Here is a 14,341-nt window from a genome sequence, read left to right as displayed (position 1 = left end):
CTGGGCTGGGAGAAGCCTTGGCTGGACCGAACCTGGGCTAGAAGAACACCGACCGGCGGCGCATGAGGAGCTGATAGAGCGAGTGCTGGATGGTCTCGCGGACCTGGTCGGTGAGGTTGAACACCAGCATCGGGTCCTCGGCCGAGCCGTCGGGGAAGGCGTCCGTGGGGATCGGGGCGCCGAACTCGATGATCCACTTGCTCGGGAGCGGGACCAGCCCGAGCGGCCCCAGCCAGGGGAAGGTCGGGGTGACCGGCACGTATGGCAGCCCCAGCAGCCGGGCCAGCGGCTTGATGTTGCCGATCATCGGGAAGGTCTCCTCGGCACCCACGATCGACACCGGGATGATCGGCACTTTGCAGTGCAGCGCCGCGGACACGAAGCCGCCGCGGCCGAAGCGCTGCAGCTTGTAGCGCTCGCTGAAGGGCTTGCCGATCCCCTTGAAGCCCTCCGGCCACACACCGACGACCTCACCGCCGCGCAGCAGCCGCTCGGCGTCCTCGGTGCACGCGAGGGTCGCCCCGGACTTGCGCGCGAACTCGCTCACGATCGGCAGGCTGAACACCAGGTCGGCGCCGAGCAGGCGAAGGGAGCGGTGGGCAGGGTGCTCGTCCAGCACCGCGATCTGCGTCATGAGCGAGTCGACAGCGATCGTGCCGGAGTGGTTGGCGACGAGGAGGGCGCCACCCTCGGACGGGATGTTCTCGATCCCGCGCACCTCGACCCGGAACCAGTTGCGGTACAGAGGCCGCAGCATCGCGAGCAGCACCGCGTCAGTGAGCTCGGGGTCGTAGCCGAAGTCGTCGACCTCGTACTCGCCGGTCACCCGGCGCCGCAGGAACGCCACCGCGCCCGCCAGCCGCTGCTCGAGAACTGACGGCTCGCCGGAGTCGTCGGCCTCCAGCACCTCGTCGTCGACGGCCTCGGGAGGCGGTTCGGGCGTCGGGTCGGGTCCGTCGTCCGAACGCAGCGGGATCACACGGGCGCTCATCGCCGGCCCCCTGCCAGGACGTCGAGCACGCGGTCCTCGATCGCCTCGAGGCGCTCGGACTCCAGCGGACCGCGCATGTCACGGGATCGTACGAACTCCGCGAAGGTGGCGGCAGTGGTCCAGTGCGGTGCGAACCCGACTCGGTCGCGCATCCGGCGGGTGTCGATGCCGCGGCCGTAGGTGAGGAAGGACATCTGCTCCGGCGAGAAGTCCACCAGCCGCGTCCGGCGGCCGAAGCCGCCGAGCGCCGAGAGCAGTGTCCCTGGCATGGAGACCGTCGGCTTGCCGGTCCGTCGAGCGGCCTGGGACAGGGTCAGGACCCCGTCGCCGGCGACGTTGTACGTCCCCGGGTGGTCCTCGAGCGTGCACCGGCGAAGGCACTCGATCATGTCGTCCTCGTGCACGAACTGCAGCCGCGGGTCGAAGCCGAGGATGCGCGGGATGACCGGCAGCTCGAAGTACGCCGACATCGGCGTTCGGACGCCCGGACCCAGGCAGTTGGCGAAGCGGAGCGTGGCGACGACCACGTCGGGGCGGCGCCTGGAGAAGCCACGCACGTACCCCTCGACCTCGACGGAGTCCTTGGCGAACCCGGACCGCGGGAGGGCTCGCGGCTCCATCTCCTCGGTGAACAGCGCCGGGTCCTTGGGCGAGGCGCCGTAGACGGTGGAGGAGGACTTGACGACGAGCTTGCGCACGCTGGAGGCCTTCTGGCACGCCGCGAGCAGCTGCATCGTCCCGATGACGTTGACCTCCTTCATGAGCGTGCGTCCACCCATCGACTGGGGGGTGGCGATGACGTTCATGTGCACGACGGTGTCCACGTCGGCGGAGGCGATCACCTTGGCGATCACCGGGTTGCGGATGTCCGCTCGCACGAACTCGGCCGCGCCGAGGCTGTCCACGGGCGGTACGACGTCAACGCCGACGACGCGCTCCACCGCTGGGTCGCTCGCCAGCTCTCGGGCGAAGCGACCGCCGAGGTAGCGGGACACGCCGGTGACGAGGACGACGCGCATGGGGGCTACTTCTTGTTGCGCCGCTGGACGCGAGTCCTCTTGAGCAGCTTGCGGTGCTTCTTCTTCGCCATTCGCTTCCGGCGCTTCTTGATGACGGAGCCCACGGCTCTCCTTCGATCGTCGGTGGGGTCAGGGTACCCGCGGCGGACGGGAGCCGGATCAGCCCGGCTCGGAGCGGGAGCGGGACGCGGCAGCGGGCCCGCAGGCGTCAGCCGGCCTCGACGAAGGAGTCGCGCAGGTAGTCGGCCACAGCCTGCTCGGGGACACGGAACGAACGACCCACCCGCACCGCGGGCAGCTCGCCGGAGTGCACCAGCCGGTAGACCGTCATCTTGGAGACCCGCATCTTCGCGGCCACCTCGGCGACGGTGAGGAAGCGCATCTCGGCAAGCTCGGTGTCACCCGCCATGGCCCCGACCCGTCCCCTGACTGTTCAGCGACGCTTCTCGAGGCGCCGTCGTTGCGCGCCATGGTAGTGACGCCCGGTGCGGGCCCGGGGCGGAACCTCAAAACCGGTGGTCGGTCATCGTGATCGGGGCGTCACGCCCCAACCGGGCGCGGACCTCGGCCCGCCAGGCCTCGGGGACCCGGGCCGACGGCGCCACCGGGCGTCCGGTGACCACGCCGACGAGGTGCGCCCACGCTCGCGGCACGACGTCGACGACCGCGTACCCGCCGCCGCCGGTGGCCACCCAGCGACCGCCGGCGTGCTCGTGCGCGAGCTCGTGCAGCGCCAGGTAGCTCTCGCGCTGGCCGTCGACGGTCAGCTCCAGATGGGCCAGCGGGTCCAGGCGGTGGGTGTCGCAGCCCGCCTGGGTGACGAGCAGCTGCGGCCGGAAGGCAGCCACCCGCTCGGGGACCACCGCACGGAAGGCCTCGAGCCAGCCGGCGTCGCCCGTCCCCGCCGGCAGCGGCACGTTCACCACGGAGCCGCGGGCATGCGGGCCGCCGACGTCACTCACGTCCCCGGTCCCGGGGAACAGGGTGCGACCCGACTCGTGCAGCGAGATGGTCAGGACCCGAGGGTCGTCCCAGAAGGCAGCCTCCACGCCGTCGCCATGGTGCACGTCGACGTCGACGTAGGCGATGCGCTCGACCCCGCGCGAGAGCGCCACCGCGATCCCGACGGCGACGTCGTTGTAGACGCAGAACCCCGACGCCCGGCCGGCCATCGCGTGGTGCAGCCCGCCGGCCAGGTTCACGGCATGGTCGGCACGCCCGTCGAGGACCGCACGGACCGCGGCGGCGGTCGCCCCGACCACCAGCGCCGACGCGTCGTGCATCCCCGGGAAGACCGGGTTGTCCGGCGTGCCGAGACCGCGCGCGAGGTCCGTCCGCCCGCTACGGCCGGCCTCCCGGACGGCGGCGACGTAGTCACGGTCGTGCACCAGCCCGAGCAGCGCCTCCCCGTCGCCGTCGGGCTCCACGACGTCGACCCCGTCGAGCAGGCCCAGGGCACGGCACAGGTGGGCGGCGAGCTCGACGCGGACGGGCGCCAGCGGGTGCCCCGGACCGAGGTCGTACGCCGCGAGCGCGTCGCTCCACACGAACGCGGCCCGGCCGCTCATCTCAGTCGCCCGCCGCGAGCTCCCGGGACCGGTCCCGGGCCGCCTCCATCGCCGAGAGGAAGGCGGCCCGCACCTTGTGGTCGTCCAGGGCGCGCAGCGCGGCCACCGTCGTGCCCGCCGGGGACGTCACGTTCTCGCGCAGCACCGTCGGGTGCTCGCCGGTCTCCTTGAGCATCTTCGCGGCGCCGACGAGGGTCTGCACGACCAGGTCGTTCGCCGTGGCGCGGGGCAGGCCCAGGAGGACGCCGGCCTCGATCATCGCCTCGACGACATAGAAGATGTAGGCCGGCCCGGATCCGCTGATCGCGGTCACCGCATCCTGGTGCTTCTCCGCGACCCGCACGACCTTGCCGACGGCGCTCAGCAGCTGTTCGGCCTCCTCGAGGTGGGACTCGTCGCAGTGCAGGCCGGGCGAGATGGCGGCCATCCCCTCGTCGACCAGCGCGGGGGTGTTCGGCATCACGCGCACGACCGGTGTGCCGGCGGGCAGCCGCTCCTCGAGGAACGCCGTGGTGATGCCTGCCGCGAGGCAGACCACGAGGGCGCCGGGACGGATGGCCGGGGCCAGCTCGTCGAGCAGCGCCGTCATGTCCTGCGGCTTGACCACCAGGACCAGGGTGTCGGCGGAGGCGGCGGCCTCGGCGTTGTCGACGACCGTGACGCCGTAGCGCTCGTGCAGCTCGGCCGCCCGGTCGCCTCGGCGCTCGGTGACCACGAGACGGTCCGGGCCGATTCCCGAGCGGACCAGCCCCGAGAGCAGCGCCTCACCCATGACACCGCCGCCGAAGACCGCGATCTGTTGACCCATGGCTCCCCTTCAGCCGTGCGAGACGAGGGACCGGACGAACAGCCCGAGGTTGGCCGGCTTCTCGGCCATCCGGCGGACCAGGTAGCCGTACCACTCCTGGCCGTACGGCAGGTAGACCCGCACCTTCTCGCCCTTGGCCACCAGCCGCCGCTGCTCGTCCGGGCGCACCCCGTTGAGCATCTGGAACTCGTAGCTGTCCGGGCGCCGGCCCTCCCGGACCGCGAGCGCACCGGCGATCTCGATGAGGGTCGGGTCGTGCGTGGCCACCATCGGGTAGCCCGGGCCGGCCATGAGCACCCGCAGGCAGCGCACGTACGCGGTGTCGATGTCGTGCGGGTCGCGGTAGGCGACCGCCTCCGGCTCGTCGTAGGCCCCCTTGCACAGCCGGACGCGCGAGCCCTCGCTCGCGAGGTCGCGGCAGTCCGCGACGCTTCGCCGCAGGTAGGCCTGGATGACGGCGCCGGTGCTCGGGTACTCGCGACGCAGCTCGCCCAGCACGGACAGGGTCGAGTCCGTCGTGGTGTGGTCCTCCATGTCCAGCGTGACGGTCGTGCCCGTCGCCGCGGCGGCAGCGCAGATCGCCCGGGCGTTGTCCAGGGCCACCCGCTCGCCGTCGCCGGGCAGCGCCTGGCCGATCGCGCTGAGCTTGACCGAGACCTCGGCACGCCCGGTCAGACCCTCCTCGTCCAGGGCCCGGAGGAGGACCACGTACGCCTCGCGCGCGGCGTCCGCCTGCTGCGCGTCGAGGGTGTCCTCCCCGAGGTGGTCGAGGGTGACCAGCAGGCCGGAGTCGGTGAGGACACGGGTCGCTCGTACGGCGTCGTCGGCGGTGGCGCCGGCCACGTAGCGCGACACGACCGAACGGGAGAGCGGAGCACCCTCGACCAGCCGGCGCACCCCGGCGCTGCGCGAGAGCCCTAGCAGCGGGGCGCGAAGCAGCACGAAACCTCCAGGGGAGCGGATGCGCGCCCAGGCTACGCGGCAGCCGCGAGGTTGAGCCGGGCGTAGGCCAGCGCCTCCATGAGATCGGCCTCGCGCACCGCGCGGGTCGGCGCGCGCCGGGTGGACACCTCGAGGACCACCGTCCCGTCGAACCCGGTCTCGGCGAGGTGGCCGAGCACCTCTGCACAGCGCTGGGTGCCGCGGCCGGGGACCAGGTGCTCGTCCTTCGCCGACCCGGAGCCGTCCGCGAGGTGGACGTGCGCCAGCCGGTCGCCGAGCCCCCGGGCCATGACCAGCGCGTCGGAGCCCGACACCGCGGTGTGCGACAGGTCCAGCGTCACGTCGCTGAAGTCGGAGTCGGTGGGGTCCCAGGCCGGGGCATAGGCCTGGATCTCGCGGCTGCGGGCACGCCACGGGTACATGTTCTCCACGGCGAAGCGGACATCGGTCTCCGACGCCATCCGCTCGATCCCCTCGACGAAGGCACGGACGTAGTCGCGTTGCCAGCGAAACGGGGGGTGGACCACGACGGTCGGCGCCCCGAACGCCTCGGCGGCTGCGCGTGCGCGCTCGAGCTTCAGCCACGGGTCGGTGCCCCACACCCGCTGCGTCACGAGCAGGCACGGCGCGTGGACGGCGAGGACGGGCACGGCGTACTCGTCGGAGAGGCGGCGGACCGCGTCGAGGCTCTGCGACACGGCGTCGGTGAACACCATCAGCTCGACGCCGTCGTAGCCGAGCCGGGCAGCGAGCTCGAAGGCCACCGGTACCGGCTCGGGGTAGACCGAGGCGGTGGACAGGGCGACCCGCGCGGCGGGGACGCGGACGGCGGGCTGCTGGGGAGGTGGGGCCGGCGTCACGAGTCCAGGCGGTCCAGGTAGCGCAGGATGACGCCCTCGCGAAGCGCCCACGGGCAGATGTGCACCTCGCCGATACCCAGCAGGTCCATGGCCGCGTCGGCGACGAGGGCGCCGGCGAGCAGCTGGCGAGCCCGCCCGGCGGACACCCCCGGCAGGTTGGCGCGTTCAGCGGCGGTCATCCTGGCCAGGCTGGGCAGCATCTCGCCGAGGTCGGCGTGGCGCAGCCGCCGGTGGACGTACGGGCCTTCACCGGACGCAGCAGCCCCGGTGATCCGCGCGAGGGAGCGGAAGGTCTTGGACGTCCCGACCACCCGGTCGGGCTCGCCGCCACGGGTCACCAGCCGCAGGTCGCGGGCGAAGGTGGTGCGGATGTGCTTGCGCGCGGCGCGTACGTCCTCCGGGCTGGGCGGGTCCCCCGGGAGGAGGTCCCGTGTGAGGCGCCCGGCGCCGAGGGGCACGGAGATCGCGGCGTCCGGGTCCTCCTCGGTACCCGTGGCGACCTCGAGCGAGCCCCCTCCGATGTCGAGGACGAGCAGCCGCCCGGCCGACCAGCCGTACCAGCGGCGCACGGCGAGGAAGGTCAGCCGCGCCTCGTCCTCACCGCTGAGCACCTCGAGGGGCACCCCCGTGTCCTTCTGCAGCCGCTTGATGACGTCGTCGCCGTTGGGTGCCTCGCGGATCGCCGAGGTGGCGAAGGCGAGCACCTCCTCGACACCCTTGTCCTCGGCGGCGGACAGGGCCGCCGTGACGAAGCCGATCAGCCGCTTCGTACCGTCCGAGGAGATGCGGCCGTCGTCGTCGAGGAGCTCGGAGAGGCGGAGCTCGGTCTTGGACGAGTGCGCCGGGGTGGGCGGGGCGCCCGCGTGGGCGTCGACCACCAGCAGGTGAACGGTGTTCGAGCCGACGTCCAGCACGCCCAGCCTCATGCCCTGACGCTACCGCCCGCCGACCGCGCCCCGCGCTGGACCTAGGGTGGCCCGGTGCCTGAGGTGCCCCTGGACTTCCCGCGTGCCTATGTCGAGTTCCTCGACCCCGCCGATGAGTCGCGCTGGTTTCGCTGCGACCTGACCTGGTTGACCTCGCGGTGGACCTGTGTCTTCGGGTCCGGCTGCCGGGGGATCCTGGCCGAGCGTCCCGACGACGGCTGCTGCTCGCTCGGTGCGCATTTCTCGGACAAGGCCGACGAGAAGCGGGTGATGCGCTTCGCCCGCAAGCTCACCGCCGCCGAGTGGCAGAAGCACACGACCCGCAAGCTGGTGGAGAAGGACGAGGACGGCGCCCGCAAGACGCGCGTCGTCGACGGTGGGTGCGTGTTCCTCAACGACCGGGACTTCCCGGGCGGCTACGGCTGCGCGCTGCACGCCCTGGCGCTGCGGACCGGGCGGCACCCGCTGGAGACCAAGCCGGACGTGTGCTGGCAGCTGCCGATCCGGCGGACCTACGACACCATCGAGCGACCCGACGGAACGACGGTCCAGCAGGTGAGCATCGGGGAGTACGACCGCAGGGGCTGGGGCCCCGGTGGGCACGACCTCGACTGGTACTGCTCGGGCAACACCGACGCCCACGTGGGGAGCGAGCCGGTGTACGTCTCCAACGGCCCCGAGCTGGTCGCGCTCATGGGCCGGCCCGCCTACGACGCCCTGGTCACGCACTGTGAGGCTCACCTGGCCAGCCGGCCGACGGTGGCCCCGCATCCGGCCGACCCCGGTCGGCGGCGGCGCAAGTCCTGAGCGGCTCGGTCTGTCGCAGCCGGGCTGTCGGTGGCGCGCCCTAGCCTGCGAGCCATGGCGAAGGGGTCGGCGGCATACCGCTGCGCGGAGTGCGGGTGGCAGACCACCCAGTGGGTCGGCCGCTGCGGTGAGTGCCAGGCATGGGGCAGCGTCGATGCCACCGCGAGGCCGGCCGGGCGCGGACCGGGCCGGGTGAGCGCGCCGGCCAGGCGCATCCACGACGTCGCCGTCGAGGAGTCGCTGGCCCGGCCCACCGGCGTCGCCGAGCTCGACCGCGTGCTGGGCGGCGGGCTGGTGCCGGGCGGGGTCGTCCTGCTGGCCGGCGAGCCGGGGGTGGGCAAGTCGACCCTGCTGCTGGAGGCCGCGGCCCGCTTCGCCTCGCCGACCACCCCGGTGCTCTACGTCTCCGGCGAGGAGTCGGCCGGTCAGGTCCGGCTGCGCGCCGGACGCACGGGGGCCCTCGACCCGCACCTGTACCTGGCGGCGGAGACCGACCTCGGCGCGGTCGTCGCCCACGTGGAGGCGCTGCGTCCCACCCTCCTGGTGGTCGACTCCGTGCAGACCGTCGGGAGCGACGCGGTCGACGGCACGCCGGGCGGGGTCACCCAGGTCCGCGAGGTCGCCGCGGCGCTGACCCGGCTGGGCAAGACGCGCGCCATGGCCGTGGTCCTCGTGGGCCACGTGACCAAGGACGGTTCCATCGCCGGCCCACGGCTGCTCGAGCACCTCGTCGACGTCGTGCTCAGCTTCGAGGGCGACCGCCACTCCACGCTGCGCATGGTCCGTGCGGTCAAGAACCGCTTCGGCCCCGCCGACGAGGTCGGCTGCTTCGAGCTCGGCGACGACGGCATCCACGGCCTCGCCGACCCCAGCGGCCTGTTCGTGTCGGGGTCGCGGCTCTCCCCCGACCCGGGGACCTGCGTCACGGTGACGCTGGAGGGCCGCCGGCCGCTGGTCGCCGAGGTGCAGGCGCTCGTCGTCCCGGCCCTCGGCCCGAGCCCCCGGCGGGCGACCTCCGGCCTGGACGGCAACCGGGTCGCGCTCCTGCTGGCCGTCCTCGAACGGGTCGTCGGCGTAGCCCTCCCGCGGCCCACCAACCCCGGTGCGGGGGGCACCGACGTCTACGCGGCGACCGTGGGCGGGATGCGCATCGTCGAGCCGGCCGCCGACCTGGCACTGTGCCTGGCCGTCGCCTCCGCGGTCTCCGGAGTGCCGGTCCCACCGGGCACCGTCGTCGTCGGTGAGGTGGGGCTGGCCGGCGACGTCCGCCGCGTCCCCGGGACCTCCCGGCGCCTCGCCGAGGCGGCCCGGCTCGGATTCACCCATGCGATCCTGCCGCCAGAGGACGTCAGCACTCCCGACGGCATGCGGCTACACCCGGTTGCGACGGTGGGGGCCGCCGTCTGTCTCGCTGCGGAAGCCACCTCCCCCGGCCGTCGATAGACTCGCGCCGCAGATGTGGCAAGACCGCCGGCGCGGCGTCCCGGCGCGGCGGACACGGGAGGGCGGCCTCATGCCAGGTCAGCTGGATCGCGACCCGCCACCCAAGCTGCGCCACACCCTGGCCGCGGTCGCGCCCGGGACGCCGCTGCGCGACGGTCTCGAACGGATCCTGCGCGGTCGGACCGGAGCCCTCATCGTGCTCGGCTACGACCGCGGCGTCGAGGCGCTGTGCTCCGGTGGCTTCCACCTGGACGTGCCGTTCTCCTCGACCGGGGTGCGCGAGCTGGCGAAGATGGACGGCGCGGTGATCCTCGACGAGGACGCGACCCGCATCGTGCGAGCCAACGTCCAGCTGGTGCCCGACCCGACCATCCCCACCGACGAGTCCGGTACCCGCCACCGGACCGCGGCGCGCGTGGCGCGCCAGACCGGCTTCCCGGTCATCTCGGTGAGCCAGTCGATGCAGCTCATCGCGCTCTACGTCGACGGGCGCCGCCACGTCCTCGAGGACTCCGCGGCGATCCTCTCGCGGGCCAACCAGGCACTGGCCACCCTCGAGCGGTACAAGCTGCGCCTCGACGAGGTCGCCGGGACCCTGTCCGCGCTGGAGATCGAGGACCTGGTCACCGTCCGCGACGTCGCCTCGGTCGCGCAGCGGCTGGAGATGGTCCGCCGGATCGCCGGAGAGATCGAGGGCTACGTCGTGGAGCTGGGGACTGACGGGCGGCTGCTCTCGCTCCAGCTCGACGAGCTCGTCGCGGGCGTCGAGACCGACCGGGAGCTCGTCGCCCGTGACTACCTGCCGCCGCAGTCGGGTCGACGCCAGCGCGACGTCGACGACGTGCTGCGGGACCTCGACGGGCTGGACAGCACCGAGCTCATCGACCTCGGCGCGGTGGCTCGCGCCCTCGGCTACGGCGCCGGCCCCGACGCGCTTGACTCCACGGTCAGCCCCCGTGGCTTCCGGCTGCTCGCGAAGGTGCCTCGCCTGCCCGGTCTCGTCATCGAGCGTCTGGTCGACCACTTCGGCGGGCTGCAGCGGCTACTGGCCGCCGGCATCGACGACCTCCAGGCGGTCGAGGGCGTCGGCGAGAGCCGGGCCAGGACGGTTCGCGAGGGGCTCTCACGGCTCGCCGAGTCGAGCATCCTCGAGCGCTACGTGTAGCGCTCAGGCCCGCGCCGGGCGCTGCGGTGGGCCGGCAGGTGCCGCCACGCCGGCGAGCACGCGGAGATCCACGAGGAAGACCGGGCGGTCGCTGTCGGCTCCGCGCAGCACCTCGAGGACGTAGGCCGGCAGGCCGAGCGGCAGGCCGGCCTCGTCGGCATCGAGACTGTCCCCCGGCACCACCGAGACCACCTTGTCGACGGCGAGGCCGATCGGCCCCTCATCGGCCCCGGTGACGACGATGACGTCCCCGAGGTCGTCGTCGTCGTGCATCGTGCGCAGGTCCACGACGGGCAGGGGTTGCCCGCGCAGCTCGAGCAGCCCGGTCACCGGCGCGCGCACCCCGGCGAGCGCCTCGACCCCGGCCGCCCGGACGACCTCGCGGACCTGGTCCAGCGGGGCGGCGAGCACCCGGGTGCCCATCCGGAAGGTCAGGTAGCTGCTCACGCACCCCTCCGCAGCGGCTTGTCCTCGGCCCCGGCGTGCTCGACCGGTCCTTCCAGGTCGTCGGCAAGGCGGCGGCACAACTGAACCAGCTGCTCGACCGGGGCGCCGTCCAGCAGCCGGCGTACCGCGTCGGCCGGCGCCTGCCGCAGCCCGTCGGCCGCGGCCCGGTACGCCCGCGCCGCACCGCCCCGGTCGCCGGTCCGGGCCAGCGAGCCTGCGAGCAGGAACCACGCGTGCCCGGCGTGCTGGTCGAGGTAGACCGCTCGTCCCAGCGGCTGGAGCGCCTCGGCGTCGCGTCCGAGCGCCGCGCGCGCCTCGCCGCAGACGACGTATGCCTCGGTGAGCAGCGGGTCCACGCCCACGGCCTGGTCGGCCAGGTCGGCGGCCCGCTCGTAGTCGGCCGCCTCGAGCGCGGCCCGCGCCTTGGCGAGGAGGTCGGGCGCGTCGACCTGATCCTGCCGCCGAAGGCTCGGCCGGCTCGCCACGTTGCGGCCGAAGGTGCGCAGCAGGGCCGCCGCGGCAGGGCGGGCCGGCGCCGGCGGCCTCGTCGGGGCCGCCCGAGGCGTCGGTCGCGGCGCCGGCACCGGGGCGGGGAGCGGCCGGTAGGCGAAGGCCTCGCCGGTCGGTACCAGCGTGAAGGCGTCGGTGAGCTGCCACAGCGTCTCGGCGGGTCCCATGAGCAGCCAGCCCTCGGGGATGAGGGCGTCGCGAAAGCGCTCGACGAGGGACTTGGTCGTCTCGCGGGAGAAATAGATGGTCACGTTGCGGCAGACCACGAGGTCGACGGTGCCCGGGGGGAACGGGACCGGGTCGGTGACCAGGTTGTGATGGGCGAACTCCACGAGGGCGCGGACCTCGTCGCGGACGACGTACGCGCGGTTGCCGGCCGGGCGCAGCCAGCGCGCGACCGCGCCGGGCTCGGCCAGCTCGATGCTGCGGCCCCCGTAGCGGGCCGCGCGCGCGACATCGAGGGCGGCGCTGGACACGTCGGTGCCGACCACGCGGACCGGCGGGGCGTCCGGGACGGCGTCGGCTGCCTCGAGGGCCAGCATGGCGAGGGTGTAGGCCTCCTCGCCGGTGCTGCAGCCGGCGCTCCAGATGGTGGCTCGCCGACCCTCCCGAACGGCTCGTCGCAGCACGTCCGGCAGCAGGTGGTGGCGCAGGGCGGCGATCTGCGGGCGAGCGCGGTGGAAGAAGGTCTCCTGGACGGTCACCCCGTCGAGCAGGAGCTGGCGCTCGGCGGCGCCGGCCGGCCGGTCGAGGCGCGCGAGGTAGTTCGCGACGTCGGAGGCCCCTGAGGCGCGCAGCCGCTCCCCGACGACGTGGTTGAGCGAGACGCGCCGGGTGTCGTCGAACTCCAGCCCCGCGGTGCGCCGCAGGTACGCACGCAGTGCGTGGAACTCCTCGTCGGTCACGGGGCTCTCACGCTTCCTCCGCGACCGGGGCGACCCGCGAGACCGCGCGGACCACGTTGGCCGCGATGGCGGGAAGGGGCAGCTCGAGGTCGACCGCGTCCAGCGCCTGGGCGGCGGCCGGCATGCCCCAGACCACCGACGTGGCCTCGTCCTGGCCGATGGTGAACGCCCCGGCCGTACGCATGCGGCTGAGCCCCATCGCGCCGTCGCGACCCATCCCGGTCAGCAGCACGCCCACGGCGCTCGGCCCCACGACGTCGGCGACGCTCGCGAACGTCGCGTCCACCCCCGGGACGTTGTACTGCGTCGGGGGCGGCTCCGCGAGGGCCAGCCGCAGGCCGGGGCGGACGAGCAGGTTGAATCCTGCCGGGGCGAGGTAGACCGTGCCCGCACGGAGGCGCTCGCCGTCGACGGCGACGACGACCGGCAGCGGGCAGACCCCGTCCAGCCATCGCGCGAGACCCTCGACGAAGCCCTCGGCCATGTGCTGGACGACGACGACCGCGGCGGGGAGGTCGGCAGGGAGGTCGCCGAGCAGCGTCGCCAGGGCGGGCGGCCCGCCGGTCGACGCACCGACGGCGACGACGCACGTGCGTTGCCGGCGCGGCGCCAGCGGGGTGAGCGCGGACGACCTGGAGCGAAGTCGTGCGCGGGGATGGGTGATCACGCGCACCCGGCTGGCCAGGCTGAGATGGCGTCGCAACACCTCCGCGTACGCCGGCGACGCGGGCGGCACGTCCAGCCCGCCGACGACATCGACCGCGCCCGCGGCGAGCGCCGCCTCGGGGTGCTCCGCGGCGGCGCCGGACACGACGATGGGGGTGGGGTAGCGGGCCATGATGCCCTCGATCACCTCGAGGCCGCCTGCGAACAGGTCCAGGTCGACGAGGACGGCGGCGGGCCGTACGTCACGTACCAGCTGCTCGGCGGAGGCGGCGTCCTTCGCGCCGCCGCCGACGAGGAACCCCGGCCCGCTGAGGAGGCGCTCGAGCTGGCGCTGCCTGACCTGGGTGCCCGCGACGACGACGACCGAGAGAGCCTCCGGTGATCGTTCCCCGCCGCCCTGGACGGGCGCGGGACCAAGCGCCGGCACCCGACCTCCTCGTCCGCGGGATCTCCCCCTCGAAGGTGTCGGGTCGACGCGGGCGTTGCTTGAGGTCGCTCAGAGCAGCTGGAAGTCCACTGCCGGGCTGGTGAGCGTGAGGTTGCGTCCGGTCAGGACGTAGCTGCCGGTCGGCGCCTTCGGCTGCCCGCCCGGGCAGCCGGGCTTGGAGGTCGTCCGGCTCCACACCACCCCGGTTCTGAACACCTGGTCGGGCTTGAGGGTGACCACGTCGTGCGGGCCGCCCGGCGCGCAGTCGTCGGAGGACCACACGTGCGCACCAGCGGCGGTGGCGATGCGCAGCTCGAGAGCGATCTGGCCGACGTCACGGGTGCACGTCGTCTTGCCGGTGTTTCGCACGCTCAGGGACAGCTTCGGGTCGATGCCGGCCGGATAGGACTTCGCGTCGGTGGACGCCGTGACCGTGATCGCGCTGTCGGCGCAGGGCTTCACCGAGGCGTTCGGGGACGTCGTCGGCTTGCTCGAGGAGGTCGGCTTCGCCGAGCCGGTGTGCGTCGGCTTGGCGCTCGGCGAGCCGGAGGGGGAGTGCGAGTGGCTCGGGGTCGGGCTGGCCGGCGGGCTGGAGAACGGCGGTGAGCTGCCGAGGCCCGTCGCCGAGGTCGAGACTGACGTGGATGGTCCCGCGCTCGGCGACCCGCCGCCTCCAGTGAGCGCACCCCAGAGCCAGAAGAGGATCAGCAGCACGGCCACGACCAGCACCAGCGCGACCAGCCGACGCACCCAGTACACCCCGGGCGGGTGCGGGCCGACCGGCCTGAGCAGCGAGCTCATGCCTGCAGGCTAGGGGGGCGCGGGGGCGCGCGGGGCGAGGATCGCCGTCGAGCATG

General features: G+C 73.7%; 16 protein-coding genes. 3 read left to right on the top strand and 13 right to left on the bottom strand.

What is annotated here, in order from left to right; genetic code table 11:
* Positions 1-37: 37 nt before the first annotated feature.
* The 9 genes from VMI11_04745 to VMI11_04705 all read right to left on the bottom strand — a co-directional run bounded on the left by VMI11_04745 (position 38) and on the right by VMI11_04705 (position 7,114).
* The gene (locus tag VMI11_04745; protein ID HTY71719.1) at positions 38-991 is read right to left on the bottom strand and encodes a lysophospholipid acyltransferase family protein; all 954 of its coding nucleotides are present in this window, start codon (positions 989-991) and stop codon (positions 38-40) included.
* On the bottom strand, positions 988-2,010 hold the full coding sequence (locus tag VMI11_04740; GenBank protein HTY71718.1) for an NAD-dependent epimerase/dehydratase family protein: 1,023 nt from the start codon (positions 2,008-2,010) through the stop codon (positions 988-990). The genes VMI11_04745 and VMI11_04740 overlap by 4 nt, the downstream gene beginning before the upstream one ends.
* Before the next feature lie 5 nt (positions 2,011-2,015).
* Positions 2,016-2,114, bottom strand: a complete 99-nt coding sequence (locus VMI11_04735; GenBank protein ID HTY71717.1) for an AURKAIP1/COX24 domain-containing protein — start codon at positions 2,112-2,114, stop codon at positions 2,016-2,018.
* Positions 2,115-2,218: 104 nt separating this feature from the next.
* Positions 2,219-2,419, bottom strand: coding sequence for a helix-turn-helix domain-containing protein (locus tag VMI11_04730; GenBank protein HTY71716.1), 201 nt, complete (start codon positions 2,417-2,419; stop codon positions 2,219-2,221).
* 97 nt (positions 2,420-2,516) lie between these two features.
* Entirely contained in the window at positions 2,517-3,578 is a 1,062-nt protein-coding gene (locus tag VMI11_04725; GenBank protein ID HTY71715.1) for an acetoin utilization protein AcuC, read from the bottom strand.
* A 1-nt stretch (position 3,579) separates the two neighbouring features.
* Positions 3,580-4,386, bottom strand: a complete 807-nt coding sequence (gene proC, locus VMI11_04720; protein HTY71714.1) for a pyrroline-5-carboxylate reductase — start codon at positions 4,384-4,386, stop codon at positions 3,580-3,582.
* Between the two features lie 9 nt (positions 4,387-4,395).
* Positions 4,396-5,325, bottom strand: coding sequence for a proline dehydrogenase family protein (locus tag VMI11_04715; GenBank protein HTY71713.1), 930 nt, complete (start codon positions 5,323-5,325; stop codon positions 4,396-4,398).
* A 35-nt stretch (positions 5,326-5,360) separates the two neighbouring features.
* A complete protein-coding gene (locus VMI11_04710; protein ID HTY71712.1) occupies positions 5,361-6,188 on the bottom strand; it encodes a sugar phosphate isomerase/epimerase in 828 nt (275 codons plus the stop codon).
* On the bottom strand, positions 6,185-7,114 hold the full coding sequence (locus VMI11_04705; protein ID HTY71711.1) for a Ppx/GppA phosphatase family protein: 930 nt from the start codon (positions 7,112-7,114) through the stop codon (positions 6,185-6,187). Before VMI11_04705 ends, VMI11_04710 begins: the two co-directional genes overlap by 4 nt.
* 54 nt (positions 7,115-7,168) lie before the next feature.
* Between VMI11_04705 and VMI11_04700 the strand changes: the two genes are divergently transcribed.
* The 3 genes from VMI11_04700 (at position 7,169) to disA (ending at position 10,529) form a co-directional block, all read left to right on the top strand.
* Positions 7,169-7,921 carry a hypothetical protein gene (locus VMI11_04700; protein ID HTY71710.1) on the top strand — a complete coding sequence of 251 codons (753 nt, stop codon included), beginning with the start codon at positions 7,169-7,171 and terminating at the stop codon, positions 7,919-7,921.
* 54 nt (positions 7,922-7,975) lie between these two features.
* The gene (radA, locus tag VMI11_04695; GenBank protein ID HTY71709.1) at positions 7,976-9,364 is read left to right on the top strand and encodes a DNA repair protein RadA; all 1,389 of its coding nucleotides are present in this window, start codon (positions 7,976-7,978) and stop codon (positions 9,362-9,364) included.
* Between the two features lie 106 nt (positions 9,365-9,470).
* Complete coding sequence (gene disA, locus VMI11_04690) at positions 9,471-10,529, top strand: DNA integrity scanning diadenylate cyclase DisA (protein HTY71708.1); 1,059 nt, start codon at positions 9,471-9,473, stop codon at positions 10,527-10,529.
* A 3-nt stretch (positions 10,530-10,532) separates the two neighbouring features.
* Here the strand turns inward: disA and VMI11_04685 are convergent, their stop codons facing one another.
* From VMI11_04685 to VMI11_04670, 4 genes are all read right to left on the bottom strand, one after another.
* Positions 10,533-10,976 (bottom strand): chemotaxis protein CheW, encoded by a 444-nt coding sequence (locus VMI11_04685; GenBank protein HTY71707.1) that lies wholly within the window; start codon positions 10,974-10,976, stop codon positions 10,533-10,535.
* Positions 10,973-12,391: a CheR family methyltransferase gene (locus VMI11_04680; GenBank protein HTY71706.1), complete on the bottom strand. Its 1,419-nt coding sequence runs from the start codon at positions 12,389-12,391 to the stop codon at positions 10,973-10,975. Before VMI11_04680 ends, VMI11_04685 begins: the two co-directional genes overlap by 4 nt.
* Before the next feature lie 7 nt (positions 12,392-12,398).
* Entirely contained in the window at positions 12,399-13,484 is a 1,086-nt protein-coding gene (locus VMI11_04675; GenBank protein HTY71705.1) for a chemotaxis protein CheB, read from the bottom strand.
* Between the two features lie 69 nt (positions 13,485-13,553).
* The gene (locus VMI11_04670; GenBank protein ID HTY71704.1) at positions 13,554-14,285 is read right to left on the bottom strand and encodes a hypothetical protein; all 732 of its coding nucleotides are present in this window, start codon (positions 14,283-14,285) and stop codon (positions 13,554-13,556) included.
* Between the last annotated feature and the right edge of the window lie 56 nt (positions 14,286-14,341).

This window comes from Actinomycetes bacterium, assembly GCA_035506535.1.
Lineage (GTDB): Bacteria > Actinomycetota > Actinomycetes > DATJPE01 > DATJPE01 > DATJPE01.
Note: the sequence above shows the minus strand (reverse complement) of the source record. Positions and strands in the feature narration are given on the sequence as shown.